This window comes from Pantoea sp. Tr-811, from assembly GCF_011752535.1.
Classification (GTDB): domain Bacteria; phylum Pseudomonadota; class Gammaproteobacteria; order Pseudomonadales; family Pseudomonadaceae; genus Aquipseudomonas.
The window spans coordinates 274,434-297,543 of the sequence record NZ_VWXJ01000006.1; the positions used below are offsets into that span (position 1 = coordinate 274,434).

A 23,110-nucleotide genomic window follows, 5' to 3' on the forward strand; every position below is an offset into this window, starting at 1 on the left:
TGCCAGGCCACAATAGAAAAGCCGCACCCTCCCCTCTAGAACATTGCGGACAACTTGCGTAAGGCCTCGGCACAGCCTGCCAGCTCATCCCATGACTCGTCCCAGCCGTTATATGGAGCCCCACATCCGCGGTGCGATAGTGCCGCGGCGCTGATGCGTCAATAACAACAAGAGGTAACGTGAATGACCACTTCCAAACGCTCTGTCGAAGATGCCCCGCTTAACGCCTTCCACCGTAAGTTGACCGTTTACTCCGCTGGCGGGCCATTCCTCGATGGCTATGTGCTGAGCATCATTGGCGTCGCCATGCTGCAGATCACCAACGCCTTGCAACTGTCCGCGTTCTGGGAAGGGTTGATTGCCGCCTCTGCTTTGATCGGGGTATTCCTCGGTGGTTTTCTCGGTGGCTGGTTCACCGACAAGTACGGGCGCAAGGTTTTATACCTGGTCGACCTGATCGCTATCGTCGGCTTCTCGGTAGCACAGTTCTGGGTCGAGTCGGCCTGGGCACTGTTCGCCTGGCGGTTGCTGATCGGTATCGCGGTCGGTGCCGACTACCCGATTGCCACTTCGCTGCTGGCCGAATTCCTGCCACGCAAGCAACGTGGGCCGTTGTTGGCAGCCATGGTACTGATGTGGTTTGCCGGTGCCGCCGTGGCCTACATGGTTGGCGAACTGCTGCTGCGCGTGGGCGGTGAAGACGGTTGGCGCTATGTATTGGCCAGCGCCCTGATACCGGGTGCGCTGTTCCTGGTCGCCCGCAGTGGCACGCCGGAATCGCCACGCTGGCTGCTGAGCAAAGGCCGCAGCGCCGAGGCCGACGCGGTGATCAAGAAAGTCTATGGCCCTGAATACTCCGTTGCCGACCTGCCAGAGCAAACAGCCGACAAACCGGTGTCGGTGTGGTCGCTGTTCCACTCCGGCTATGGCAAGCGCATGGCCTTCGTCACGCTGTTCTGGACCTGCGCCATTTTGCCACTGTTCGCGATCTACTCGTTTGCTCCCAAAGTCTTGCAAGCGCTGCAACTGACCGGGGATTGGGCAGCCTACGGCTCGATCGCCATCACCCTGCTGTTCACCCTCGGCTGCCTGCTTGCGACCAAGCTGATCAACCGCTTGGGCCGGCGCAAGATGTTGATCCACAGCTTCCTCTGGTCGGGCCTGTCCCTGGTGATGCTGGGGGTATTCCCAGACGCCTCGCCCACTACCGTACTGGTGCTGTTCGGTGCGTACGCGGTGCTGATCGGGGGTGCCCAGGTTCTGGAATACGTGTACCCCAACGAGCTGTTCCCCACCGAAATTCGTGCGTCTGCCGTTGGCCTGGCCACATCGCTGTCCCGCATCGGCGCGGCCATAGGTACTTACTTGGTACCGATCTCCCTGGCCTCCTACGGTGTCGCCAACACCATGTTCGCCGCCGCACTGGTTTCGCTGTTCGGCGCCCTGATTTCCTGGTGGCTGGCGCCCGAGACCGGCAAGCTCGACCTGCAGCAGGCTGCTGCCCTGGGTAGAGCGGCCGGTGCCAGCGCCGCCAGTTCCAACCCTGTCGCTCGCAAAGCCTGAAGGTGCCATTTCATGAGCCAAGTCCTTACCGTTGTCCGCAATGCCCCCGCCGCGCCGCTGGGCACTCCCGTCCCGGCCCGCCTGCCTCTCGGCGAACCCATCGCCCTGGCCGCCACTGCCCAGGACCAGACCGACGAGGCCATCGGCGCCAGCATCGGAGTCTGGGAAAGCAGCCCGGGCGTGTTCCGCCGCCACCTGAAAAACCGTGAGTTCAGCCATATCGTCAGCGGCTGGTGCACCTTCACCCCCGACGGCGGCGAGCCGGTAGAACTGCGCGCCGGCGATGCGGTGCTGTTCCCGGAAAACTGCGAGGGGGTGTGGGATATCCGCGAAACCCTGCGCAAAACCTACGTGCTGTTCTAAGGACCCTGTTGATGATCGAACGTATCAACCCAGGCAAACGGGCCAGCCAGATGGTGCTGGTGGACGGGCGCATCGAAACCTCTGGCATCGTTGCCCTGCAACCGGGCGACATCGCTGCGCAAACCCGCTGCGTATTGGCGCAGTTGGAGCAGTGGCTGGCACAGGTCGGCGCGGGCAAGGGCAACCTCACCCGCATGCAGATCTGGCTGGCCGACATGGGTGAGTTTGCGCCGATGAACGAGGTGTATGACGCCTGGGTCGGTGATCAGCCGCCGGTGCGAGCCTGCGTCGGGGCTACACTGGCAGCCTCTGAATACCGCATCGAGATCCAGGCCTTCGGCCAGCTCTAAGCGCCACATGGTCCCTGTAGGTGCGGCCCATCGCGACACAAGGCCGCGCCTACAGGTCCGGGTCCAGCCCCACCTTGTCGCCATGCCAGTCAAACCGCTCCACTTCATGCCGGCGCTTGCGGAAGTTGTAAGGCGTCTCGCCATACTGTTTGCGGAACCACAAGATAAAGTGCGAGGCATCGGAAAAACCGCAGGCCAAGGCAATGGTGGTGATGTTCTGGCTGGTATTCACCAGCAACCGTCGGGCATGGTCCAGGCGCAGCTTGCGCCAGTAGTTGGCCGGTGGTTCCTGGGTATTGGCGACGAACTCGCGGTGCAACTGCCGGGGGTGGGTGCCCACCGCTTCAGCCACCGCCTTGAGGGTCATCGATGCGTCGAGGTTGGCGCGCATGAAGCTGATCGCTCGCTGCACGCGGTCGTTCAGGTACACGCTCTGCGTGGCGGCCTTGTCCTGCTGCTCATCAGTGCGTTCATCCACCAGCAGGTACTCCAGCCCCTTTTGCGCCCGTACCGCGCCGCAATGCTGGCGGATCAGGTTGGCTGCCAGGTCAATGGCCGTACCACCCGGGCAGGTGATGATGCCGCGGTCGTCCACGTAGCTCTTGTCGATCACCGCCGTGGCCAGTGGAAAGCGCGCCTTGAATTCATCACGCAAGGTGAAATGCAGTGCACAGCGCCTGCCATCGAGCAGCCCGGCTTTGCCCAGCACGAATGACCCTGAACACAAGGCGATGATCGGAATACTTGCCGCATGCACCTCACGCAGTGCATCCAGCAGCCAGTCCGGGGGGTGGCGGGTTTCGTCCAGCAGGCCACCGGCCAGCACGATGTAGTCGTACTGGGCGAACAGGTTCAACGGCTTGGTCGGCGAAATCGGCATGCCACAACTGGCTGTAATCGGCTGGTCATCCAGCGTCATCCAGTCCCACTGGCAGAACACCTGCTGGCTGCGAAATGACTTGTCCGCCGCAAAGCGCAACGAGTCCACCAAACCTGCCACTGGCACCAGGGTGAAGTGGTTCATCAGCACGAAACCGACGCGCAACTCAGGCTTGACCTGCGCAGTGATGACGGCGGCTTGTACCGGTTCTTCTTGTTGTTCGGCAAACATGGACGCTGGCCTCGTGACATCCGTAATGGCGCCATTTTAAGCCGCGCCCGGCGTCCGTCATATCATATGCATCCCCACAAATAGTAAGCCCGTGACAAAAGGCGGTGCCGTTCTATCAATTGTCATGGCTGTAATATCGTGCCCCTGGCTGCGCTGAGCATCATGTATGCACAAGATCAACATGCTCAGAGGCACCCCTCATGTACCGTGGATTCTGGTATGCCCAGGCGCTGGACCTGGACAGCGACCTGGCCCCTGCCCTGCAGGACTCGATTCAAGCCGACGTGTGCATCGTCGGCGGTGGCTTCCTTGGCCTGTGGTCGGCCATCCGCCTGAAACAGGCGCACCCGGAAAAAACCATCGTCGTCGTCGAGCGCGACCGCTGCGGCTCGGGCGCCAGCGGCCGTAACGGCGGCGTGGCCACCAACTGGTGGGGCAAGTACCTGTCGGTGCGCACCATCTGTGGTGACGTCGAGGCACGGCGCATCTGCGAGGCGGCCGAGTCGGCCATCGACGAGATCGGCAGTTTCTGCCAGGAACACGGCATCGACGCGCAGTACCGCAAGGACGGCTGGCTGTGGACTGCCACCAACCAGCGGCAGATGAACTCCTGGCGCGTGCTCACCGACGGCCTGCAGAAGCTCGACGTCAACCCGTTCCAGGAACTGGACCGCCAGACCATCCGCGGCCGCGTCGGCTCACCGCTGGTGCTGGGCGGCATCTTCGACCCCAACGCCGCCACCGTGCAGCCTGCCATGCTCGCCCGCGGCCTGCGCCGGGTAGCGCTGAAACTGGGTGTGCAGATCTTCGAGAAGTCGCCGTTCACCCACCTGGAGCGCGGCAAACACCCGGTCGTACACACCGCCAAGGGCCATGTGAAGGCCAACCACGTGGTACTGGCGCTGAACGCCTGGGGCGCGCAGTTTCCCGAGCTGCGCCGGATGATCGCCATCATGTCCAGCGACATGGTCGCCACCGCACCGGCCAAGGCCAAGCTCGACGCCATCGGCTTTAGCGGCGGCGAATGCATGACCGACTCACGCACCGTGCTCAACTACTGGCGCAACACCCCGGACGGGCGCGTGGTATTCGGCAAGCCGCTGGGCCAGTTCGCCTACGCCGGGCGCATCGGCAACCTGTATGAAAAACCCTCGCCGGCTGCCGACAAGGTGGCCGCCGAACTGCGCCGCCTGTACCCGCAACTGCAGGACGTACCGGTGGTCAGCAGCTGGACCGGGCCGATCGACCGGGCCATGAAAGGCCTGCCCAACTTCGGCTACCTCGACCAGCACCAGACGGTCAGCTACGGCATCGGCTTCTCCGGCAATGGTGTGGCCACCACGGTATTCGCCAGCCGCATCATCAAGTCGCTGGCCACCCACGCCAACGACGAATGGGCCAATTGTGGCCTGGTCAACCAGAAGATGAAGCTGCTGCCGCCAGAGCCTCTGCGCTTCTTTGGCGCGCACCTGGTGCGCGATGCCCTGGTGCGCAAGGAGTCGCTGGAAGACCACGACCAGGATGCAGGCTTCATCACCCGCCAGCTGGTCGGCATGGCCCCGGCCGGTTATGTGCCGGCACAGAAGAAATAAGGATCGAGCATGAGCGCACGTATCGTCTTTCTCGACGACGAGGGCCTGGCGCCCTCGACCCGTCTCAAGCGCCCGGACTGCGCGCACACCTGGCAGCAGTTCGCCTACACCCACCCCGACCAAGTGCTGGAGCACCTGCAGGACGCCACCGTGGCGCTGACCTGCAGCGTGCCACTGCGCGAAGAGCACCTGCGCCAGTTGCCCAAGCTGAAGATGATCTCGCTGGCCCTCACCGGCCGCGACATTGTCGACGTCGACTACTGCCAAGCCCACGGCATCGAAGTGGCGAGCGTGCCGGGCTACGCCGCCAATACCGTGGCCGAACACAGCCTGGCGATGATCCTCGAACTGTTCCGCCGCCCGGCCGCGTTCACCCGGCTGATGCGCCAGGTGCATGCCGGCGACAAGCCGCATCAGAACATCTACTTCAATCACCGCATCCGCGATGTGCGCGACAAGCAACTGGCGATCATCGGCGGCGGCCCGATCGCCCTGCGCCTGGCGCACCTGGCGCGGGCCTTTGGCATGCAGGTGCTGTTCGAAGACCGTGGCGGCAAACGCAAAGGCCCTGACTGCCGGCCATTGGCCGAGCTGCTGCAACGCTGCGACGTACTGTCGATCAACTGCCCGCTCACGCCCGAAACCCACAACCTGATCGATGCCGAACAACTGGCCCTGATGAAGCCCGATGCCGTGGTGGTCAACACCGGCCGTGGCGGCGTGGTCAACGAGGCAGCGCTGATCGAGGCACTGCAGGCCGGCCGCCTGGGGGGCGTGGCGCTGGACGTGGTGGAGGTGGAGCCCCTGCACCCGAGCAACCCGCTGTTTCAGCTGATCGACCGCGACGACTTCCTGCTCAACCCGCACATCGCCTGGAGCAGCGAAGACGCCATGCAGCAACTGATGGACAGTGCCGTGGACAACATCAGCGACTTCTTCGCCCGCCAACTTTCTGCAAAAAGGATCCGCAGCGCATGACCCTCGTTACCAAGAGCAGCTACATCGATGGCGCCTTCGTCGCGCTCGGCAGCAGCACCGACATCCTGGAAAACCGCAACCCGTCCAACCCGGGTGAAGTGCTTGAACGCTTCGAGCGCGCCGACCAGCAGTTGACCGAACAGGCCATCGCCGCTGCCCGCCGCGCGGCGCCGGCTTGGGCGCGCAGTAACCCACAACAGCGCGCCGACGCGCTGGACTTCATCGGTACCCAAATTCTCGCCCGCCGTGAGGAACTGGCCACGCTGCTGGCCCGCGAAGAGGGCAAGGTGGTACGCGAAGCGTTGGGCGAAGTGGACCGCGCCGGGCGTTCGTTCAAGTTCTACGCCCAAGAAGCCCTGCGCAGCGAGGGCGAGAAGTACCAGTCGGTGCGCCAGGACGTGGGCATCGACGTGTTCACCCAGCCGCTGGGCGTGGTCGGCATCATCGCGCCGTGGAACTTCCCCATCGCCATCCCGGCGTGGAAGATCGCCCCGGCGCTGTGCTTCGGCAACTGCGTGGTGTTCAAACCGGCCGAACTGGTGCCCTCCTCGGCCTGGGCGCTGGCCGAGATCATCTCCCGCGCCGGCCTGCCAGCCGGCGTGTTCAACATGCTCATCGGCCCGGGGCGCAGCGTCGGTGACACGCTGATCCGCTCGCCGCTGGTCGACGGTATCAGCTTCACCGGCTCCGAACACACCGGCCGGCAAATCGCCCGCCTGGCAGCCGAAGGCATGAAGAAAGTGCAGCTGGAAATGGGCGGCAAGAACCCGCTGATCGTGCTGGACGATGCCGACCTGGAACACGCCGTGGAGGTGGCCCTGAACGGCTCGTTCTACAGCACCGGCCAGCGTTGCACGGCCAGTTCGCGGGTGATCGTGACCGCAGGTATTCATGACGCCTTCGTTGCGCGCCTGGCTGAACGCACCCGCGCCCTGAAGGTGGGCGATGCGCTGCAGGCCAGCACCGACATCGGCCCGGTGGTCGACAGCAGGCAATTGGAGCAAAACCTGTCTTACGTCGCCGCGGGCCTGGAACAAGGTGCGAAGCTGGTATGTGGTGGCGAGCGGGTCGACAACCAGGCCGGGGCGTATTGGTTTACCCCGGCGCTGTTCACCGAGGTAACGCCGGACATGCGCATCTACCGCGAAGAAATCTTCGGGCCGGTGTTGAGCGTGCTCAAGGTGAACGACTACGACGAAGCGTTTGCGGCTGCCGAGGATACGGCGTTTGGCCTGTCTGCCGGCATCGTCACCACCTCGCTGCGCCATGCCGAGCATTTCAAGCGCAACAGTTCGGCGGGGATGGTCATGGTCAACTTGCCGACGGCGGGGGTGGACTACCACGTGCCGTTTGGGGGCAATGGTGCGTCGAGCCTGGGCTCGCGTGAGCAAGGCACGCATGCACGGCAGTTCTTTACCCGGGTCAAGACGACCTACCAATTGGCCTGATGGCTGACCCCGCTACGAACATCGTTCATGCGCCTTCGGCAATCACTAGGCGGAAGCTTCGCGCTCGATCAGAGGAGCCAGGGCATCACGCAAGGCCACTTGCTTTTCATCCGAAAGGCGGGCCAATGGACGGCGTGGATTACCTGCGCCGTACCCCATGATTTCTGCACCTGCGTATACAGATTGAACGTAATCGCCCTGCCAGATCAGCGACATGACTGGCGCCAGGGCTTTCCAGATGTGTTGCACGTCGTCCCACTTACGCGCTTGGGCTGCGTTGACCAAGGCCACACAGGTTTTCGGAGCCATGTTGGCACCACCCCAGATCAGGCCTGCGGCACCGGCAAACAGGGCAAAAGGTACCAGTGGATCAGCGCCGTTCATGGTCGGGAGGCCAGTGCGAACCAACGAAGCCTGGGCCGCCAGGTCACCACTGCTGTCTTTCACGGAGACGAAATTGGGGATTTCGCTGAGCTGTTTGAACAGCGATGGAGTGACTTCCACGCCGACGGCCTGAGGTACGTTGTAGCCAATGATCGGCAGACCGGCTTCGGAGACACTCGTGTAGAAATCAATGATGCCCTGATCGTCAGTCGGGCCCTCAAAGAACGGTGGCAGCACCATCACACCATCGGCACCGCAGTCTTTTGCGTGACGAGTGCGCTCGACCACTTCTTCAACCAACAGAGCGGAAGTCTGTGCAATGACTCGGGCACGGCCATTGATCACCTTGGCGCCGAATGCAACGAGCTCTTTCGACTCGTCTTTGTTGAGATACACATGCATACCGGTGCCAGAACTGAGTACGAAGCCATGAACGCCAGCCGCAAGGTAGCGTTCGATCAGCGCTTCAAATTGCGCATAATCAATCTTGCCGTTGGCATCGAAGGGAGTAGTGATTGCGAGATTAACACCGTTAAACATGAATGCAGACATTAGTCTATTCCTTGTTCTTGTCTTTCAACGAGCAAAAAGTGGCAGTTGCAGACGTTCATCAAATGAACCTATGCATTCGAGTTGTCACTTGTATTGTGGGAAAGGGTAGGCGTCATGAAGCCTTAAAAAAAGCGACTTTTAAGAAGATCATGTGATGAGAAAAAGTTATGGTTCCAGCGAATGCGAGCGTCGCTGACGCAGCGCTGGACTCACTTGGAATGATGCCAAGGCCTGGCGTGGTCGGTACCGTGATGTGCCGGTTCTCAACCTTGCTGCCCATTTCGGAGGCATAATTGCCTTCGATGCAGGGTGGGCAACCCAGACACCCTCCAACAGGCGCCATGATCGCCCCTCCCAAGGTGTCACGTCGCTGAGCACACTCGTATGGGAAATCGAGCACCTGACCTGTAGGGAGTCGTTAGTGGTCAAGCATACCAAGCCGGACTTCGCGTTGTTGAAGCTGCCTTCGCTGCATGCAATACGAACCTTTGTTGCTGCTGCCAGGTATCAAAATTTCACCCGCGCTGCAGAGGCGCTCTGTGTCAGCCAAGCCGCTGTAAGCCGCCAGATACGTGATCTGGAAGAGGATCTTGGCACGGAGCTTTTCCTACGCGCAGGCCGGTCAGTGGAGCTCACCAGCGCGGGGTCGCTGCTGTTTGATACTGTGCAACTGTCGCTCGGAAATATATCCCGCACCACGGAGCGGATTCGCGGAAAATCAGGTGCCAAGAAAACCATCACCCTGTGCTGCAGCCCCGCGTTTGCAAGGTTTTGGCTTGCCCCGCGTCTCAGGGGTTTCATCACGCAGAACACTGATATTGATGTCAACATAATCACCACTCACAGCTTTTTCTCCCTAGACCCCGGCCTAACACCCGACTTCTTCATCACAAAGTGGAAGCGCGTTCATGACGGCTATACCTCTCAACCAATTTTTTCCGATGTCATTTACCCCGTGTGCTCACCCGGCTATTTGGAGGAAAACCCGGACGCCAATAATCTGAACGGCATCTTGAATGGTTCATTACTCAACCTAACGCACCATGGCCGCTCTCAAGTAGACGAACATGTCGATTGGAACCTGTGGTTTGCCTATCAAAATGCGGACATCAAAGAGCGCCCGGCCGATGCGATACAACTGCTGACCAACGACTATGGCACCATCATTGATCTCGCACTGGATCATCAGGGTGTCGCCCTGGGCTGGAACTATTTAGTAGCCCCATTGATTGAAAAAGGGCTGCTGATGCGGCCGGTGCGAGAGTCCATGGCACTGTCCGATACCCTGCATTTCCTCTCGATGCGCGACGATCTGACTGAAGATGAATGCAGCCTGCGCCTGCACGCATGGGTGCTCGAACAGGTTAGGCAGATGGAGGAGTCCGTCCTCAATCGATGAGCTGGACGGATGAAAAACTCGGTTCCCCTTCTGCTCACATGACAGGTGCACCCCACTGTCCGGCCTGAGCCATCCTGGATGGCTGTTGCAGCAGCCCTCGCGGCAACCGGAAACCTTTGAAGGGCTCCTGGGTAATCGGGTTGAAGGCCTTTTCCGCACTCAACCGGTAACGCATCACGCCATCCCCGGTCCTGAAGCTCAGGTCCACACTGGTGGCGGTGCGCCCATTGAGCGAGCCGCGGCTGAGCAAGCGGAACATCGACCAGGGGCCGCGGTACTCCAGGCTGCTGCTATTTCCGTTTTGACGGAGCAAGGTCAGGTTGCTGCGCACCTGCTGCCCCAGCGTATTAGGCCAAACAACACCGGTGATCTGGCTCGGGCCATGGGTGTAGGAAATTAATTGACCGTCCAGGTCCAGCAGGCTGGTGCGCTGGTTCGCGCTCAGCCCCAACGGCTCAATACTGAATTGCACGCTCAGGTTGCCCCGATGATCAAAAAAGGTTTCGCGGATTCGGTCTGCCAGCGCCAATTGGTCGATCACATCGCTGCGAATCAGAGACTGACCTCCCTGCCCCGCCTGCAGCGCCTCAAGGTTGTCCTTGAGAAACACCTTGAGGTATTGATCATTGAATTGTTGTAGCCGGCCCTTCGGCCCGAAGAACGCTTCAAAGTCGTCCAGTGAGGCATCGGGCGCCCGCACCACGAAAGGGTAACGGCCCGCCAAACGCTGCTGGAAGAAGCTATACACTTCGGCGTCCCAGCGCCGCTCCAGTTCTCGGAGCGCTTCAACGTTCAGCACCTGCGCCGTTTGATCGGCTACTTTTCTGACCTGGCGATTGATCGGTTCAGGCAAGCCTGTAGCTACCCGCTGCAAGGTACCGATGGGGTCATGCCCGGTCATTGAGAAACGCTGGTGCACGGCCTGCAGTGCGGCCTTGCCTCGGTCTGGGCTGTCTTGCACCGCCTTGGCATAGTCGTGCACGGCCGTGATCGCAGCCAGCGTTTCATCGTAGTAGCTGGGTTTGTCTGGCGCTGCCTGCAGCATGGCGCTCAGCCCTGCAAAGGCCCGTTGAATCGTCCACGCCTGCTGTTGCTCAGGCTTGCTGCTGGGTGGCAGCGCTGCCTTGGTTTCATCTGCAGGCTCGACAACGCCAGCCGATGAGAGCGACGTGTTATCCCTCACCGTATCGAGTAACCGATGCAGGGGCGCCGCAGGCCCAGTCAACTGCTGCAGGATCGCGATACCGTGATCCAGATCGCGGAAGTCAGCCACGGTGAAAGCGTTCAGGGCACGCCGCCAGCTGTCGATGTAATCGGCGCTGTACAGGTTACGCAGCCGTTCGCTCAGGGCCGCTCGGTCGGCATCCGAGTAATCGAGCTGGCTCCGCTCGCCCAACGCCCATTGGTCGATCATCGCCATATCCGCGAAGCTCTGGCTGCGTGGCTCGAAGTATTCCTTGAAGCCTTTGGCGGTGAGCATCGGCGCTAAGCGCACATCATCGCCTTTGCTGGCACCCGTGGAAGGCTGATAGACCACATCGAAGGCCGGCCCGACCTGATGACGCAAGTTCAGCCCGGTGTGCAACTGTTCCCCCGCCTGCTGCTTGAGGCCAGCATAAACCCGCTCGGGTAGTGGCACCTTGCGCAAAGCCTCCTGCACCGCGGCGATGCGTTGGCTGTACTGAGGCAGGTCGGTATCGGCATAGGCCAGGGCGTACTTCAGGTGCCGCATGAGGTCGCGTTGCAGTTGGCCCTGGCCGGGAAATTTCTGTTGCCATTGGCGAGCCATCCAGTCTTCAACCCACTCTGGGCGCCGGTTCTGGCGGTCTTCCAGCATGCGGTAGACCCTGAGGGCTGCCATTTGCTGTTCACTGCCTGGCGGCGCGGCATCCATGGCGTCGATCACGCCACTGGCCAAGGCCGGCAAGAATCGCTTGGAGAGCAAGCTGAGGTAGGCTTCATCGACACGTGGGCCGATGGCACGCCCCTGATACAGGCCAAAATCGGAAACGCCGGGCCATGCAGCGCGATAGTCGCCAAACACCGATACCGCATCACGGATCTGGTCCAACGGCTCCAGCAGGTTGCGCCCGGTCGGGTCCAGGCGCTGATCCACTTCGTGATGGCTGTACTCCCTGCTTTTAGCGAGCACGTTGGCGGCCTTGGCGCCATTGATATCGAAGTAGCGTTGCCAGCTGGCGATCGAGACACAAAAAGCGAGGATGCCTACCCCACCGCCAACCCAGAACAACTGGCGCTTACTGCGCGCCACCTTGATGTTGTCCCCGGCAAGACCAGCTTCCTTATAGATGACCCGGCCGAATGCGTGCTGGATGAAGTACGTCAACGCCTTGCCTTGCGCCTTGCCCTCAAGCACAGGGAGCTTCATCTTGTAGGGCTGCGCTGCCTCACGCACGAACGCATTGAACATGTCACCTTGCTGGATAACCGAGGACCAGTACACACCTCGTACCAATGCCGGTGTGGTGTAGCGGTCACTTCCCAGCGCTTCTTTCAAGAACCCCAGTAGTATCGGGCGCAAACCGATCAACTGGGCATGCAGTGAGAGCAGGCGTGCGCGCTGGGGAGCGCTGCCCAACGCACCGAGCCGGTCCACCACCTGCTCAAACAACTGGCTAATCAACTGTTCGTAATGCTCGCCATACTCCTCCAGCCAAGCGTCGAACGTGCCGATCGCATCCAGCTTGAACGTAAATCCGAGCATTTTTTCCCGCATGGCAACGGAAAGGCCAGCATAGAGCTGGTCGAAGCCGTCCAGAAGATCGAACTTGGTCAACACCACATACAGCGGCAGCCGCGAACCCAGCTGACTACTGACCTCGTACAGACGGGTGCGCAACACATGCGCCAGGGCAACGCGCTGCTCAGGCGTACCATGCAGCAGTGCGGGTAGGTCAACAACCAGTATCACGCCGTTGAGGGCTCTCTGGCTGCGGTTGCGCAATAGCCAGTCCAACAAGTGCTGCCACAGCCTGGCTGGGGTTTCAGGTGGCACTTGCCGTGAGTCTGCTTCGTCGGGGGGTGAGCCTGCCATCGACTCCTGCCTGATGAAGGCCCCTGGTGGATCGATGATTACCGCATCGTTGCTGACCCACCAGCCTATTGGGAAGGCCAGTGCCTGTGCCTGCCTGCCCCGTGCTTGGGCCTTGTCGATCCGGGTCAGCGAAAAGCTTTGTTCCGTGCGGTCGATGAAGCTGGACTTGCCGGCATGCTGGTCGCCTATCACCAAGTACCAGGGCAATCGGTACAAGGCACGTCGCCCTCCTGCACTGTCAAGAAATCGCGTTAGCCCTTGGTCCAAGGCCTTCTCTTGTGCTCGGACCAACGGCAATACACTGTCCAGTTCAGCGGCCACTGCCTGCTGGCGCTCTGCCTGCAGGCGAACATAGCGCCTGCGCAGCACAACCATCCAGCACAGCAGCGGCACGAACATGAGCACCAGGCTGGCCAAACTGCGATGCGCCATGCTGGCCAGCGGTTGCTGTTCACGCCACGTCCACTGTGGCCCAAGCCACCAGATGGCGACCAGCAGCAGCACGGTCCCCAGCACAAGCAGCAGCGGCATGGCCATGCCGACCCGAGTCACCAGGGGCAAACCCCAACGTTTGAATTGCTTCCATAGTGGATTCATGGAGGGTACTAGTCCTTGTTCTGATCAGACAACGCATGGGGAGAGGCGTACTGTTGCAGCCGTTGAAACACCTCCGGCTCCCAAGCACTGGCCGTGGTTTGCTGCATGGTCCGGGCGACGTTGGCGCACAGGTCCTGGGCCAGCCAGGAGACGCCGCGTGCGGCCAGTAGATCGGCTGCGATGACGGTGGTATGGCAACGCTCACGAGGCGCACGAAAATCCGCCTGCATGGCCTGTAATTTGAGCAAAACCGGCTCTACACCCCCGGTTTCCAACTGACTGACCAATTCTTCGCGCAGGCTCACGAACTCATGGGCGTCGTCGGCTTGGGATTGCCCACCTGCCCCCCTGAGCCAGGCCAGGCTTTGATCGTCCAGAAACGCCCTGCCGTCGCTGAAACACAACTGCTGCAGCGCGGGCAGGCGCTGGACGAACCGGGCAGTCGCCGCGCGAATTGCCTCAGCCACCTCCCCCATTGCCAACCGCGTCGCCGCCGTGGCCGCGAGGAAGCTGCCGCGTATCCAGAAGGGGCAAGCCGTCATGCTCTTTTCGATCCGCTGGAGCAACGCCACGTCGATCGCGGTGCCGGCAATGGCCTCTTCATAATCGCTGGCGATATCCAGTGGTACCGCCATCAGCTCCGTGCGGTTGCCTTGCTTGGTTTGAGGCGCTGCCTGGATATGGGCCCACAAGCCAAAACGGCGCAACTGGTAGCCTGTCGGGTCGTAGGGGTCTTGCTGATTGATCATCTCGGCCATGGCCAGCACGGCCCGTCTCGATTCACGTTCGTTGCCTAACGACACGCGGGGCATTGGTGTGGCAATGACCTCGGCCAAGCGCGCAGGCTTGATGTTCGCCGCAGAGGCCTCGGCGGCGTCTGGCTCGCCCACGCCGTTGGCAAGCTGCGTGTATTTGCCAAGCACGCGCTCAAGTTCGCCCACGAGCGCTTCATCCAGTTGCGCAACAGCTTGCTGCTGTTGCAGCCTTTGCAACGCTTCCAAGGCCGCCGCGGCGTGAGCGGGGCTGTAGGTGAAGCGATCCAGACGTGGCAGTGCTTCAATCAAACGGCCCAGTATCAGACCAATCAGTTTTCGCTTGCCCAGGAAGCCCTTTGGGCCGGGTTTCGGGTGTGAGCTTTCCCAGTACCGTTCAACCACGCCGCCCAGCAGTGCCAAGGTAAAACCCCAGCGCTCCCAGCATCGACCGCGAAGCCATGCCGCACTGAGGTGCGCAACGATGCGCAAGTGCTTGCACTGCTGGCCCAGGTACTGACGCGACGCTTCCTCGATGTAAGCCCAGTCGATCGAGGCCTCCTGCAGCCCTCCCAACTTGACCATTTCCTGATCAATGGCCTGGTAGGTTTCATCCTCAACATCGAACAGGCCGGCGGGGGCCTGCGCATCGATGGGCGCGAGCAGCCGGGCAATTTCCTGCGCGTTGACCTCGGCTACCAGCGACATGTCTTTCGCGCCTCATCAATGAGTGGGTCCAGGCCCCGAGCGTCGAAGATCAAACCATCAACGGCAGGGTTGTCGCTCTCGACCTGAATGCGATGGGCCCCGATCAGTCGTTTGATTTGTTCAATCCCTGGCAGGCCTCGGCCAGCGTCCAGCACCTGACCGTTCTCCGTTACTTGCCAGGGCGTGGATACGGTGGCGGCCCGATCGCCACGCAATCGGACCTGTACACGGTTGGCATCCAGGGCTTTGGCGGTGACCAATTGCAACCTGGAGATGTGCTGCACGCAGCTGATCACCAAGTAGGGATGTGGGGCGACCGAGGCAATTGCTGGTGCAGAGATCATCAGCCCATCGCCTTCGGACCGGAGGCGGAACGCCAGGTCATCCACCGCCCGCCCCGCTTCATGGGTCATGACGCGCCGCACTGTGAGTGAGTCCTGCTCTGGGGCGGACCACTGCACGGGCACAAGGTGCGCTGGCGTCCCGGCTGATTTGTCAAAACACGCCAGGCGTTCCAAGTTAGACACGATCCGCAAGCAATTCGGATCGGCATAGCCCGCTATTGATACGCCAAACAGCAGAAGACTTAAAGCGAAAGCATTTCGTCCCTTCATCGCAAGCGAATCCCTACGCAATAGTACATATGCCCCATCCAACCAACGGGCTTAACAGCGCCCACTAGCGATCCCTATCTTAGGTACAAGTCAGCGAAAGCCTACCCCATAAAAACCATGAGCCACAAACAAATATTTCCTTACATTTTCTTGCTCGACGAAGCAACTCCGTCAAGCGCATGGTTTTTAAAAGGAAGTCATTCAAGACCAATTGGTCATATTTAAACCATACACAAGCGTGTTTATACCGACTACACAAATCAGGGAAATTTCCTACAAAAGCAGCCCGCAACTTTAATCGCATGGCCACGGATTGGCCCTATAACTCAGGAGATACTTTGCGATGTCCTCACGCACTGGTTCCGTCGCGCCCAAAGAGCGCATCAACATCAAATACGTCCCTGCCACCGGCGATGAAACTGCCGAGGTAGAGCTGCCGCACAAAATGCTCGTGCTCGGCGATTTTGGCCTGGACGACAGCCGCGCCCTTGAAGACCGCCCGGTCATGCGCATCGATAAACACACCTTCAACGAGGTGTTGAGTGACGCCCAAGTCAGCCTAAACATGACGGTGCCCTGCGTGCTCGGCGCAGGCCCGGACGCACAGCTGGCTGTCAGCCTGCAGCTCAAGTCAATCAACGACTTCGGGCCCGACCGCATCGCTCGCCAGGTACCCGAGCTGGACAAGTTGCTGGAGCTGCGCGAGGCCCTGGTTGCCCTCAAGGGCCCCCTGGGTAACGTGCCCACCTTCCGCAAACACCTGCAGCAGTTGCTGAACGATGGGCAAGCCCGCAAGCAGCTCGCCCAGGAACTGGACCTGGTGCTCGAAGCGCCCAAAGAAGACTGAGACAACGGAGCGTCCTTATGCCAAAGCCCACCACGACCTTAACTGCAGAAGTCACTACCGATACCATTGGCAATGCCACCTTGCTCGACCAGATTATGGCCGAAACCAAGTTGGTGCCCGCCCAAGAGGGCTATCAAGTCGCCAAGCAGGGCGTATCGGCCTTTATTACCGAGATCCTCAAAAGCCCTGACCCAGATCAATTAATCAACAAGCACCGTGTTGATCAAATGATTGCCGAGTTGGATCGGGCACTCAGTAAACAAATGGATGCCATCCTGCATCAACCCGACTTCCAACAGCTTGAGTCTTCCTGGCGAAGCCTCAAACTTCTGGTGGACCGCACGGACTTTCGCGAGAACATCAAGCTTGAAGTCTTGCATGTCAGCAAAGAGGACTTGCTCGATGACTTCGAGAATGCGGCCGACATTACCTGCAGCGGTATGTACAAGCACGTTTACACCGCAGGTTATGGGCAATTCGGTGGTGAACCGGTGGCGGCCATGGTAGGCAATTACAACTTCGGCCCCTCTTCTCCAGACATCAAGCTTTTGAGCTATATGGCCTCCGTCGGTGCCATGTCACACGCCCCCTTCCTCGCCGCCCCGTCCCCCGACTTCTTCAATTTGAGCAGCTTTGAAGAGCTGCCCAACCTGAAGGAGATCAAAGACATTTTCGCCGGCCCACGGCATGCCAAGTGGCGTGCGTTCCGCGAGAGTGAAGATGCTCGTCACGCTGCGCTGACCGGGCCGCGTTTCATGCTCCGGTCGGCCTATCATCCGCTGGAAAATCCGGTCCAAAGCTATCGCTACTTCGAGGATATCGCGGGACGACACGACAACTACCTGTGGGGCAACTCCGCCTTCCTGCTGGCCAGCTGCATCAACGACAGTTTCGCTCGTTACCGGTGGTGCCCGAACATCATTGGCCCGCAATCGGGCGGCGCCGTCGAGGACCTGCCGGTACACCTGTACGAAGCACTGGGCCAGTTGCAGGCCAAGATTCCAACCGAGGTGCTGATTTCCGACCGCAAGGAATTCGAACTGGCCGAAGAGGGCTTCATTGCCCTGACCATGCGCAAGGACAGCGACAACGCGGCGTTCTTCTCGGCCAACTCGGTGCAAAAGCCCAAAAATTTCCCCAAGACCCCGGAAGGCTTGCAAGCCCAGACCAACTACAAGCTGGGCACCCAGCTGCCCTACCTGTTCATCGTCAACCGCCTGGCCCACTACATCAAGGTGCTGCAGCGCGAACAAATCGGCAGCTGGAAAGAGCGCAAGGACCTGGAGTCCGAGCTCAACAAGTGGATCAAGCAATACATCGCCGACCAGGAAAACCCCTCGGCCGATGTACGCAGCCGTCGCCCACTGCGTGCTGCGAAGGTCGAGGTTTCCGAGGTTGCCGGCGATCCAGGCTGGTACCAGGTATCGCTCGCGGTGCGCCCGCACTTCAAGTACATGGGCGCGAATTTCGAGATCTCCCTGGTCGGCCGGCTTGATACCCAATGAGTGGCTTTTTTGAACGCTTGATGGCGGATCCGTCCGCCAGCAGGGAGCCGACCCGCCAGGAGAACGCTTCGCACACGTTCGCCGCCATCAAGCGCCACCTCGAAACGTTGTTCAACGCGCGCCAGGGTTGCTCGCAAAGCGCCCCTGAGCTGGGCCTGCATGATTTCAACGGGCACAACCGCCACACTAGAGTGAGGTGACCCATGTCACTCAAGGACCGATTCAGCGAAGAGCTGCGTTACCTGCACGAACTGGGTAACGACTTTGCCAAGGACAACCCGCAACTGGCCCGCTTACTGGGCGACGGCGGCAGTGACCCGGATGTCCAACGCCTGATGGAAGCCTTCGCCTTCCTGACGGCCAAGCTGCGGCTCAAGTTGGAGGATGACTTGCCGGAGCTGACGCACCCCATGCTGCAGCTGTTGTGGCCCAACTACCTGCGGCCGCTGCCGAGCGCCACGATCATCCAGTTCACGCCACGCAAGCAAGCGCTCAGCCAATCGCAACGCATTGCCAAAGGTTCACGGCTGTTCTCAAAGCCCGTGGACGGCGTGCCATGCGAGTTTCGCACCTGCACGGCAGTAGAGATCCATCCGTTCAAGATCGATTCGGTGAGCGCTACCCAGACGCTCGACAGTTCAGTGGTGCGTGTCGGCCTGCGCACGCTGGTCGAGCGTCCGTTGAATACGCTGGGATGTGCCAGCCTGGATTTCCACCTGAGCGGCAATACCGAAACTGCTCGCACGCTGTACCTCTGGATCGCTCAGTACCTCAAGCATGTTGCAGTGACGATCAACGGCGAGGTGCGCCGGCTGCCAGCCAGCAGCATCGTCTTCCCGGGCTTCAGCCCAGACGAAGGGCTGCTGCCTTACCCGCAGAACGTCTTCGATGGCTATCGGATCTTGCAGGAATACTTCGTATTTCCAAAGCGTTTCCACTTCTTCAGCGTAACCGGCCTGCAGAAGGCCTGGCCCGATCAAGCCGCCCAGCAGGTGGGCCTTGAACTTCATTTTACCCGCCAGCTACCTGCTTCGTTGCGCATCGGCATGGCGGACTTCAGCCTGTTCTGCACGCCGGCGGTAAACCTGTTCAGCTACAACGCTGAACCTATCGACCTCTCCAACCGGCACGCCCCTTCTGAGCTCACGCCAAGGGGTAAAGAAAGGCATGCGTATGAAATATTCAGTGTTGATCGAGTGGTCAGCACCCGCACGACAACGGATGGAAGTACTGGTGAATACCTGCGCACCTTCCGCCCATTCGAATCGTTCGCCCACGAGATCGAGCATGCTCAAGGGCGCACGGCGCTGTACTACCGCTACACCCTTGAAGAGTCCCTGCGCGGTGATGGTGTCACGCACCGAATTGCTTTCGTGCGTGCCGATGCCAACGCCTACACCGGTGAGCTGGAAACGGCGTCCATCGACCTGACCTGCACCAACCGCGATCTACCCCTGGCATTGGGCGTCGACGACATCAATGTGATCTCCGAAATCACTCCGCCGCTGGTCACCTACACCAACATGTGTGCACCGACTCGCCCCTATCGGCCGGTGCTGGATGGCCAGTTGCAGTGGGCGCTCATTTCCAACATGTCACTCAACTACCTGTCGCTGCTTTCTTCCGAACCGATGAAGGCGGTCATTCGTGCCTATGACTTCGTGGCCTTGCATGACCTGCAGCAAGCACGCACTACCCATAAGCGCCTCGAAGGCATCCGGGATGTTCACACCGAACCGCTGGATTGGCTGATCAAGGGCCAACCCATTCGCGGGCTACGCACACGGCTGAAGCTGGACCAGGCTGCATTTCTTTGCGAAGGCGACCTGTACCTGTTCGGCTGCGTGCTTGCGCACTTCTTCGCCCTGTACGCCAGCATCAATTCCTTCCATCAACTGGAAGTGATCAATACCACCAACAACGAGCACTACACATGGCCCATCCAGACCGGCAAACAACCGCTGATCTAGCCGACAAGCTGCTCGCTGACGCGCACCAGTACAACTTCTACCAGTTGATGGAGCGCCTGCACGGCTTGCATGGCGATAACCTGGAACCGCGATGGCCGGACCAGGCCACCCGGCTGCGGGTGCGACTGGCCTGTGATCCACGGCTGACCTTTCCGGTTTCCGACGTGTACAAAGCCGAACGCTTGCCCGAGGCCGAAGGCCGCTATCGCGTGTGCACCACATTCATGGGGCTGCACGGCACTGACTCGCCCCTGCCGACGTATTACCTGGAGGAGGTGGCGTACGAGCATGCGCACGGTGTCGGCGTGCGCCCGGCTTTTTTCGACTTCTTCAACCACTACCTGCTCAGCCTGCTACACCGCATCTGGCGCAAGTACCGCTACTACATTCGCTTCCAGCCGGGTGCCAGCGATGGGTTCTCCCAGTACATCTTTGCCCTGCTCGGGTTGGCCTACGACCTGGAGCTACGGCTGAAGCAAAACGCGCTGTCACCCTTCTGCCTGCACGCCAGCCAAGGCGCCCATTTGGGGTGGACCAGCTTCGTCAACGACCGCCATGGCCAGATCAGCCCCGTCGTCAGCTTCCGGGTGCGCTCATGAGCACGTTGACCCTGAGCATCACCAACCTCAAGCAGGTGCAGCACAACGTCACGGCCCGGCATGAATTCAATCGTGCAGGTGGCACCGTCGGCAGTGCGGGAGCCACGTGGCTGATCAATGATCGTGAGCAGGGCGTGGCACCGATCCATTGCGAGATCCGCTGGATCGAGGGCAGCTTCTGCGTGATCGACCGCTGCGAGCGCACCTATCTGAACGACAACCTCGGCAGGCTGGGGGCGCTATCGGCCAGACGCTTGCTTGAGGGTGACCAGCTTCGTGTTGGTGCTTGTCGGCTATTGGTCCAGCTCTCACAAGATGATACCCGTTCGCTGGAGGCGTTATTCAAGGCCGACTCACGGGTACTCGACCAATTCATCCTGGGCGCACCTGCAGAGTGCTGGCTGTCCACGCCCACAGCAAATGTTGCTGAGATTTGCTCAGTCTTCGACCCGGGTATGGGCAACGATCCCATGGCAGCACTGGACGCGGTGAACGGGCCCAAGCAGCAGAACCCGCTGGATCGCCTGATTGCAGGAGATCGCCCATGACACGCCCTTCACTCGTGGTCGGCCTTGTGGCGACGCTTATCGGGCTCTCGGGCTGCACCGCCCTGAGCAAAATGGGCCAAGTGGCGATGAACCCTTCGATACCCGTGGGGCCACCCAAGGATCATCCTACCGAAGTCGCCTTCAGCATCAACGCCAGCCCCACACTCAACAGCAACCCTAACAGTGTGGATGCAGGGGTCGAACAAGAAGAAGGCTTGGAACCCAACCCCTACGCGGTCAGCTTGAGCGCAGGCGACCCCTACGCCCTGACCGAAAAAGTCGGAAGCCTGTTCGAGTTTCTACAGGAGCAGTTCCCGGCAATCCCGCCCGTCGAGATGCCAGAGGAAGAGGCCGATGGGCGCGTTCGCTCTCCCTTCGAGGACAGCACACCCGGCCGCTACGAAGACTCGAATGTAGTGCTGACGTTGCCGCGCAACACCACGGCGGCCACCGAGCCGGTTGCCACGCCAATGGCCATCAAGATCCTGCAACTGCGCGACGACTCGTTATTACGCAACAGCGTCTATCACCTGTTGGACAAGGACCCCGCCGAAGCGTTGCGCAGTACTTACATCCGCGATGACGACTACCTACTGCGCCCTGGGCAATTCAAGTTCATTCCCTTTGCCGCCATCGAGCCCGAAACCCGGTTCGTTGCGGTGATCGCTGATTACCGCAACCAGGAAAACGCGACCTGGAGCCAGGTACTGCGTATTCCACCGCGCGGCCAGCACATCATCTTGTCGATATTGCTCCACGACACGCAGGTTCTGCTCAAGGAAGAAAACTGATGGTTACCCAGCCCTTCTTACTTACTCACGCTGACACGGAGCGCTCATGAGTTCACGTAATCCCGTCCTGTGGCCCGAGGGCCTGTTCGTCAAACCGCAGCATTTCCAGCAGGCCACGCGGGCCAGCGAAGCGGCTCTGCATCAGCGCCTGGCCAGCCTGAACGCCGCCTTCTATGGCTTTAGCGAGCTGCAACTGAACGACGAATACCTGAGCCTGGGCAAGATCGCCATCACCCGCGCACGCGGCATCATGCCGGACGGCACGGCGTTCGATATTCCGGCCGATCTGCCACCGCCGCCGCCGCTGGAAATCCAGGATGACGGTGCGAAGGACAGCGAAGTCTATCTCTGCCTGCCGCTACGCACCGAGGGAGGCCGGGAGGTGAGCTGGCCTGACAATGCCGCCAACTTCCGCTACAGCGCCCAGGCCCAGGAAATCAAGGACACCCATAGCGCCGATGGCGACTTGGCGCAGGTCGACCTGGCCGTGCCCAACCTGCAGCTCAAACGCAAGGCCGACGACAGCAGCGCTTACACTCGCCTTGCCATGGCACGCATCCTGGAGCGCCGGCCCAATGGCAGCCTGCAGCTCGACGAAGGGTTCTACCCGACCAGCGTCTCGGTACGGGCGGTGCCAGCACTTCAGCGTTACCTTGAAGAAATCACCCACACCCTGCGCGAGCGCTCACGCAATTTGGCCAGCCGGATAGGGGCCTCGGGCCAGTCCGGTATCGCCGATATCCGCGACTTCAACCTGCTGCAAGCCATGAACCGCTGGTGGCCGTGCTTCCAGCACTTGGCCAGGCAGGGGCAGACACACCCTGAGCAGTTGTACCTGCACATGAGCCAGGCCTGTGGCGAGTTTGCGACCTTCACCGACGAGAGCCGGCTGCCGTCAGAGTACCCGGCCTATCAGCACACCGCGCTGCGCACGTCCTTCAAACCCCTGCAAGACACCCTGCGCCGCGCCCTGGGCACAGTTCTGCAACCGCGGGCTGTTTCGCTGCCACTGGACGCGCTGGATTACGGCGAGATGACCACAACGCTCGAAGACCGCCGCTTGATCGATGATGCGGACTTCATTCTCGCGGTGCGCGCGGACCTGCCGCCGCCGACATTGCGCCAGCTGTTCTTGCAGAAAGTCAAGGTCACGTCCCTGGAGACCTTGCATGACATGGTGCATAAGCAGCTGCCCGGTATTGCGCTGCATCCGCTGCCCGTGGCGCCGCGCGACCTGCCCTTCCATGCAGGCTTCAGCTATTTCGAGCTTGATCGACGCGACCCGGCCTGGGCCTGCATGAAAACGGCCAACGGTTTCGGGATTCATATCGCAGGGGAGTTCCCAGGGCTTGAGCTGCAGTTCTGGGCGATCAGGGGTGAGTGA

General features: G+C 60.7%; 20 protein-coding genes. 15 read left to right on the forward strand and 5 right to left on the reverse strand.

Translation table 11 applies throughout. From position 1 onward, the window contains the following. Window positions 1-183 precede the first annotated feature (183 nt). From F3J44_RS12135 to F3J44_RS12145, 3 genes are read left to right on the forward strand one after another with little or no spacing between them, the layout of a single operon-like run. Window positions 184-1,563, forward strand: a complete 1,380-nt coding sequence (locus tag F3J44_RS12135) for an MFS transporter (protein WP_167272614.1) — start codon at window positions 184-186, stop codon at window positions 1,561-1,563. A gap of 12 nt (window positions 1,564-1,575) precedes the next feature. Continuing rightward, window positions 1,576-1,926, forward strand: coding sequence for a cupin domain-containing protein (locus tag F3J44_RS12140; protein WP_167272617.1), 351 nt, complete (start codon window positions 1,576-1,578; stop codon window positions 1,924-1,926). Between the two features lie 11 nt (window positions 1,927-1,937). Then, a complete protein-coding gene (locus F3J44_RS12145) occupies window positions 1,938-2,276 on the forward strand; it encodes a RidA family protein (RefSeq protein ID WP_167272620.1) in 339 nt (112 codons plus the stop codon). Between the two features lie 49 nt (window positions 2,277-2,325). On the opposite strand, the gene F3J44_RS12150 is transcribed toward F3J44_RS12145, so the two are convergent. Beyond that, the gene (locus F3J44_RS12150) at window positions 2,326-3,387 is read right to left on the reverse strand and encodes a GlxA family transcriptional regulator (RefSeq protein WP_167068695.1); all 1,062 of its coding nucleotides are present in this window, start codon (window positions 3,385-3,387) and stop codon (window positions 2,326-2,328) included. Between the two features lie 200 nt (window positions 3,388-3,587). Between F3J44_RS12150 and F3J44_RS12155 the strand changes: the two genes are divergently transcribed. From F3J44_RS12155 to F3J44_RS12165, 3 genes are read left to right on the forward strand one after another with little or no spacing between them, the layout of a single operon-like run. Beyond that, window positions 3,588-4,979: an FAD-binding oxidoreductase gene (locus F3J44_RS12155; protein ID WP_167272623.1), complete on the forward strand. Its 1,392-nt coding sequence runs from the start codon at window positions 3,588-3,590 to the stop codon at window positions 4,977-4,979. Between the two features lie 9 nt (window positions 4,980-4,988). After that, a complete protein-coding gene (locus tag F3J44_RS12160) occupies window positions 4,989-5,957 on the forward strand; it encodes an NAD(P)-dependent oxidoreductase (protein ID WP_167272626.1) in 969 nt (322 codons plus the stop codon). Beyond that, a complete protein-coding gene (locus F3J44_RS12165) occupies window positions 5,954-7,405 on the forward strand; it encodes an aldehyde dehydrogenase family protein (RefSeq protein ID WP_167272629.1) in 1,452 nt (483 codons plus the stop codon). Before F3J44_RS12160 ends, F3J44_RS12165 begins: the two co-directional genes overlap by 4 nt. A 45-nt stretch (window positions 7,406-7,450) precedes the next feature. On the opposite strand, the gene F3J44_RS12170 is transcribed toward F3J44_RS12165, so the two are convergent. Continuing rightward, window positions 7,451-8,341 (reverse strand): dihydrodipicolinate synthase family protein, encoded by an 891-nt coding sequence (locus F3J44_RS12170; RefSeq protein WP_167272632.1) that lies wholly within the window; start codon window positions 8,339-8,341, stop codon window positions 7,451-7,453. Between the two features lie 421 nt (window positions 8,342-8,762). On the opposite strand from F3J44_RS12170, the gene F3J44_RS12175 reads away from it, so the two are divergent. Beyond that, on the forward strand, window positions 8,763-9,740 hold the full coding sequence (locus F3J44_RS12175; protein WP_167272635.1) for a LysR family transcriptional regulator: 978 nt from the start codon (window positions 8,763-8,765) through the stop codon (window positions 9,738-9,740). A gap of 34 nt (window positions 9,741-9,774) precedes the next feature. Here the strand turns inward: F3J44_RS12175 and tssM are convergent, their stop codons facing one another. The 3 genes from tssM to vasI are packed head-to-tail and all read right to left on the reverse strand — an operon-like array spanning window position 9,775 to window position 15,466. Beyond that, entirely contained in the window at window positions 9,775-13,392 is a 3,618-nt protein-coding gene (gene tssM / locus F3J44_RS12180; protein ID WP_167272638.1) for a type VI secretion system membrane subunit TssM, read from the reverse strand. Between the two features lie 8 nt (window positions 13,393-13,400). Then, the gene (gene tssA / locus F3J44_RS12185) at window positions 13,401-14,852 is read right to left on the reverse strand and encodes a type VI secretion system protein TssA (RefSeq protein ID WP_167272641.1); all 1,452 of its coding nucleotides are present in this window, start codon (window positions 14,850-14,852) and stop codon (window positions 13,401-13,403) included. Next, window positions 14,840-15,466 carry a type VI secretion system-associated protein VasI gene (gene vasI / locus F3J44_RS12190; RefSeq protein ID WP_167272644.1) on the reverse strand — a complete coding sequence of 209 codons (627 nt, stop codon included), beginning with the start codon at window positions 15,464-15,466 and terminating at the stop codon, window positions 14,840-14,842. Before vasI ends, tssA begins: the two co-directional genes overlap by 13 nt. A gap of 343 nt (window positions 15,467-15,809) precedes the next feature. On the opposite strand from vasI, the gene tssB reads away from it, so the two are divergent. The 8 genes from tssB to tssK all read left to right on the forward strand — a co-directional run bounded on the left by tssB (window position 15,810) and on the right by tssK (window position 23,110). After that, window positions 15,810-16,313: a type VI secretion system contractile sheath small subunit gene (gene tssB / locus F3J44_RS12195; RefSeq protein ID WP_167272647.1), complete on the forward strand. Its 504-nt coding sequence runs from the start codon at window positions 15,810-15,812 to the stop codon at window positions 16,311-16,313. A gap of 80 nt (window positions 16,314-16,393) precedes the next feature. Beyond that, window positions 16,394-17,818, forward strand: a complete 1,425-nt coding sequence (gene tssC, locus F3J44_RS12200; protein WP_255456952.1) for a type VI secretion system contractile sheath large subunit — start codon at window positions 16,394-16,396, stop codon at window positions 17,816-17,818. Continuing rightward, window positions 17,815-18,018, forward strand: coding sequence for a type VI secretion system baseplate subunit TssE (tssE, locus tag F3J44_RS12205; RefSeq protein ID WP_255456947.1), 204 nt, complete (start codon window positions 17,815-17,817; stop codon window positions 18,016-18,018). The genes tssC and tssE overlap by 4 nt, the downstream gene beginning before the upstream one ends. A 3-nt stretch (window positions 18,019-18,021) precedes the next feature. After that, on the forward strand, window positions 18,022-19,788 hold the full coding sequence (tssF, locus tag F3J44_RS12210; protein WP_167272653.1) for a type VI secretion system baseplate subunit TssF: 1,767 nt from the start codon (window positions 18,022-18,024) through the stop codon (window positions 19,786-19,788). Then, window positions 19,752-20,387, forward strand: coding sequence for a type VI secretion system baseplate subunit TssG (gene tssG, locus F3J44_RS12215; RefSeq protein ID WP_167272656.1), 636 nt, complete (start codon window positions 19,752-19,754; stop codon window positions 20,385-20,387). Before tssF ends, tssG begins: the two co-directional genes overlap by 37 nt. Then, on the forward strand, window positions 20,384-20,935 hold the full coding sequence (locus F3J44_RS12220) for an FHA domain-containing protein (protein WP_167272659.1): 552 nt from the start codon (window positions 20,384-20,386) through the stop codon (window positions 20,933-20,935). Before tssG ends, F3J44_RS12220 begins: the two co-directional genes overlap by 4 nt. After that, the gene (gene tssJ, locus F3J44_RS12225) at window positions 20,932-21,726 is read left to right on the forward strand and encodes a type VI secretion system lipoprotein TssJ (protein WP_167272662.1); all 795 of its coding nucleotides are present in this window, start codon (window positions 20,932-20,934) and stop codon (window positions 21,724-21,726) included. The genes F3J44_RS12220 and tssJ overlap by 4 nt, the downstream gene beginning before the upstream one ends. A gap of 46 nt (window positions 21,727-21,772) precedes the next feature. Further along, window positions 21,773-23,110 carry a type VI secretion system baseplate subunit TssK gene (tssK, locus tag F3J44_RS12230; protein ID WP_167272664.1) on the forward strand — a complete coding sequence of 446 codons (1,338 nt, stop codon included), beginning with the start codon at window positions 21,773-21,775 and terminating at the stop codon, window positions 23,108-23,110.

What these genes read in the sequence shown, in the direction of transcription:
- F3J44_RS12135 (WP_167272614.1), top strand. Translation starts at nt 184, where the DNA reads ATGACCACTTCCAAACGCTCTGTCGAAGATGCCCCGCTTAACGCCTTC.
- F3J44_RS12140 (WP_167272617.1), top strand. Translation starts at nt 1,576, where the DNA reads ATGAGCCAAGTCCTTACCGTTGTCCGCAATGCCCCCGCCGCGCCGCTG.
- F3J44_RS12145 (WP_167272620.1), top strand. Translation starts at nt 1,938, where the DNA reads ATGATCGAACGTATCAACCCAGGCAAACGGGCCAGCCAGATGGTGCTG.
- F3J44_RS12150 (WP_167068695.1), bottom strand. Translation starts at nt 3,387, where the DNA reads ATGTTTGCCGAACAACAAGAAGAACCGGTACAAGCCGCCGTCATCACT.
- F3J44_RS12155 (WP_167272623.1), top strand. Translation starts at nt 3,588, where the DNA reads ATGTACCGTGGATTCTGGTATGCCCAGGCGCTGGACCTGGACAGCGAC.
- F3J44_RS12160 (WP_167272626.1), top strand. Translation starts at nt 4,989, where the DNA reads ATGAGCGCACGTATCGTCTTTCTCGACGACGAGGGCCTGGCGCCCTCG.
- F3J44_RS12165 (WP_167272629.1), top strand. Translation starts at nt 5,954, where the DNA reads ATGACCCTCGTTACCAAGAGCAGCTACATCGATGGCGCCTTCGTCGCG.
- F3J44_RS12170 (WP_167272632.1), bottom strand. Translation starts at nt 8,341, where the DNA reads ATGTCTGCATTCATGTTTAACGGTGTTAATCTCGCAATCACTACTCCC.
- tssM (WP_167272638.1), bottom strand. Translation starts at nt 13,392, where the DNA reads ATGAATCCACTATGGAAGCAATTCAAACGTTGGGGTTTGCCCCTGGTG.
- tssA (WP_167272641.1), bottom strand. Translation starts at nt 14,852, where the DNA reads ATGTCGCTGGTAGCCGAGGTCAACGCGCAGGAAATTGCCCGGCTGCTC.
- vasI (WP_167272644.1), bottom strand. Translation starts at nt 15,466, where the DNA reads ATGAAGGGACGAAATGCTTTCGCTTTAAGTCTTCTGCTGTTTGGCGTA.
- tssB (WP_167272647.1), top strand. Translation starts at nt 15,810, where the DNA reads ATGTCCTCACGCACTGGTTCCGTCGCGCCCAAAGAGCGCATCAACATC.
- tssE (WP_255456947.1), top strand. Translation starts at nt 17,815, where the DNA reads ATGAGTGGCTTTTTTGAACGCTTGATGGCGGATCCGTCCGCCAGCAGG.
- tssF (WP_167272653.1), top strand. Translation starts at nt 18,022, where the DNA reads ATGTCACTCAAGGACCGATTCAGCGAAGAGCTGCGTTACCTGCACGAA.
- tssG (WP_167272656.1), top strand. Translation starts at nt 19,752, where the DNA reads ATGGCCCATCCAGACCGGCAAACAACCGCTGATCTAGCCGACAAGCTG.
- F3J44_RS12220 (WP_167272659.1), top strand. Translation starts at nt 20,384, where the DNA reads ATGAGCACGTTGACCCTGAGCATCACCAACCTCAAGCAGGTGCAGCAC.
- tssJ (WP_167272662.1), top strand. Translation starts at nt 20,932, where the DNA reads ATGACACGCCCTTCACTCGTGGTCGGCCTTGTGGCGACGCTTATCGGG.
- tssK (WP_167272664.1), top strand. Translation starts at nt 21,773, where the DNA reads ATGAGTTCACGTAATCCCGTCCTGTGGCCCGAGGGCCTGTTCGTCAAA.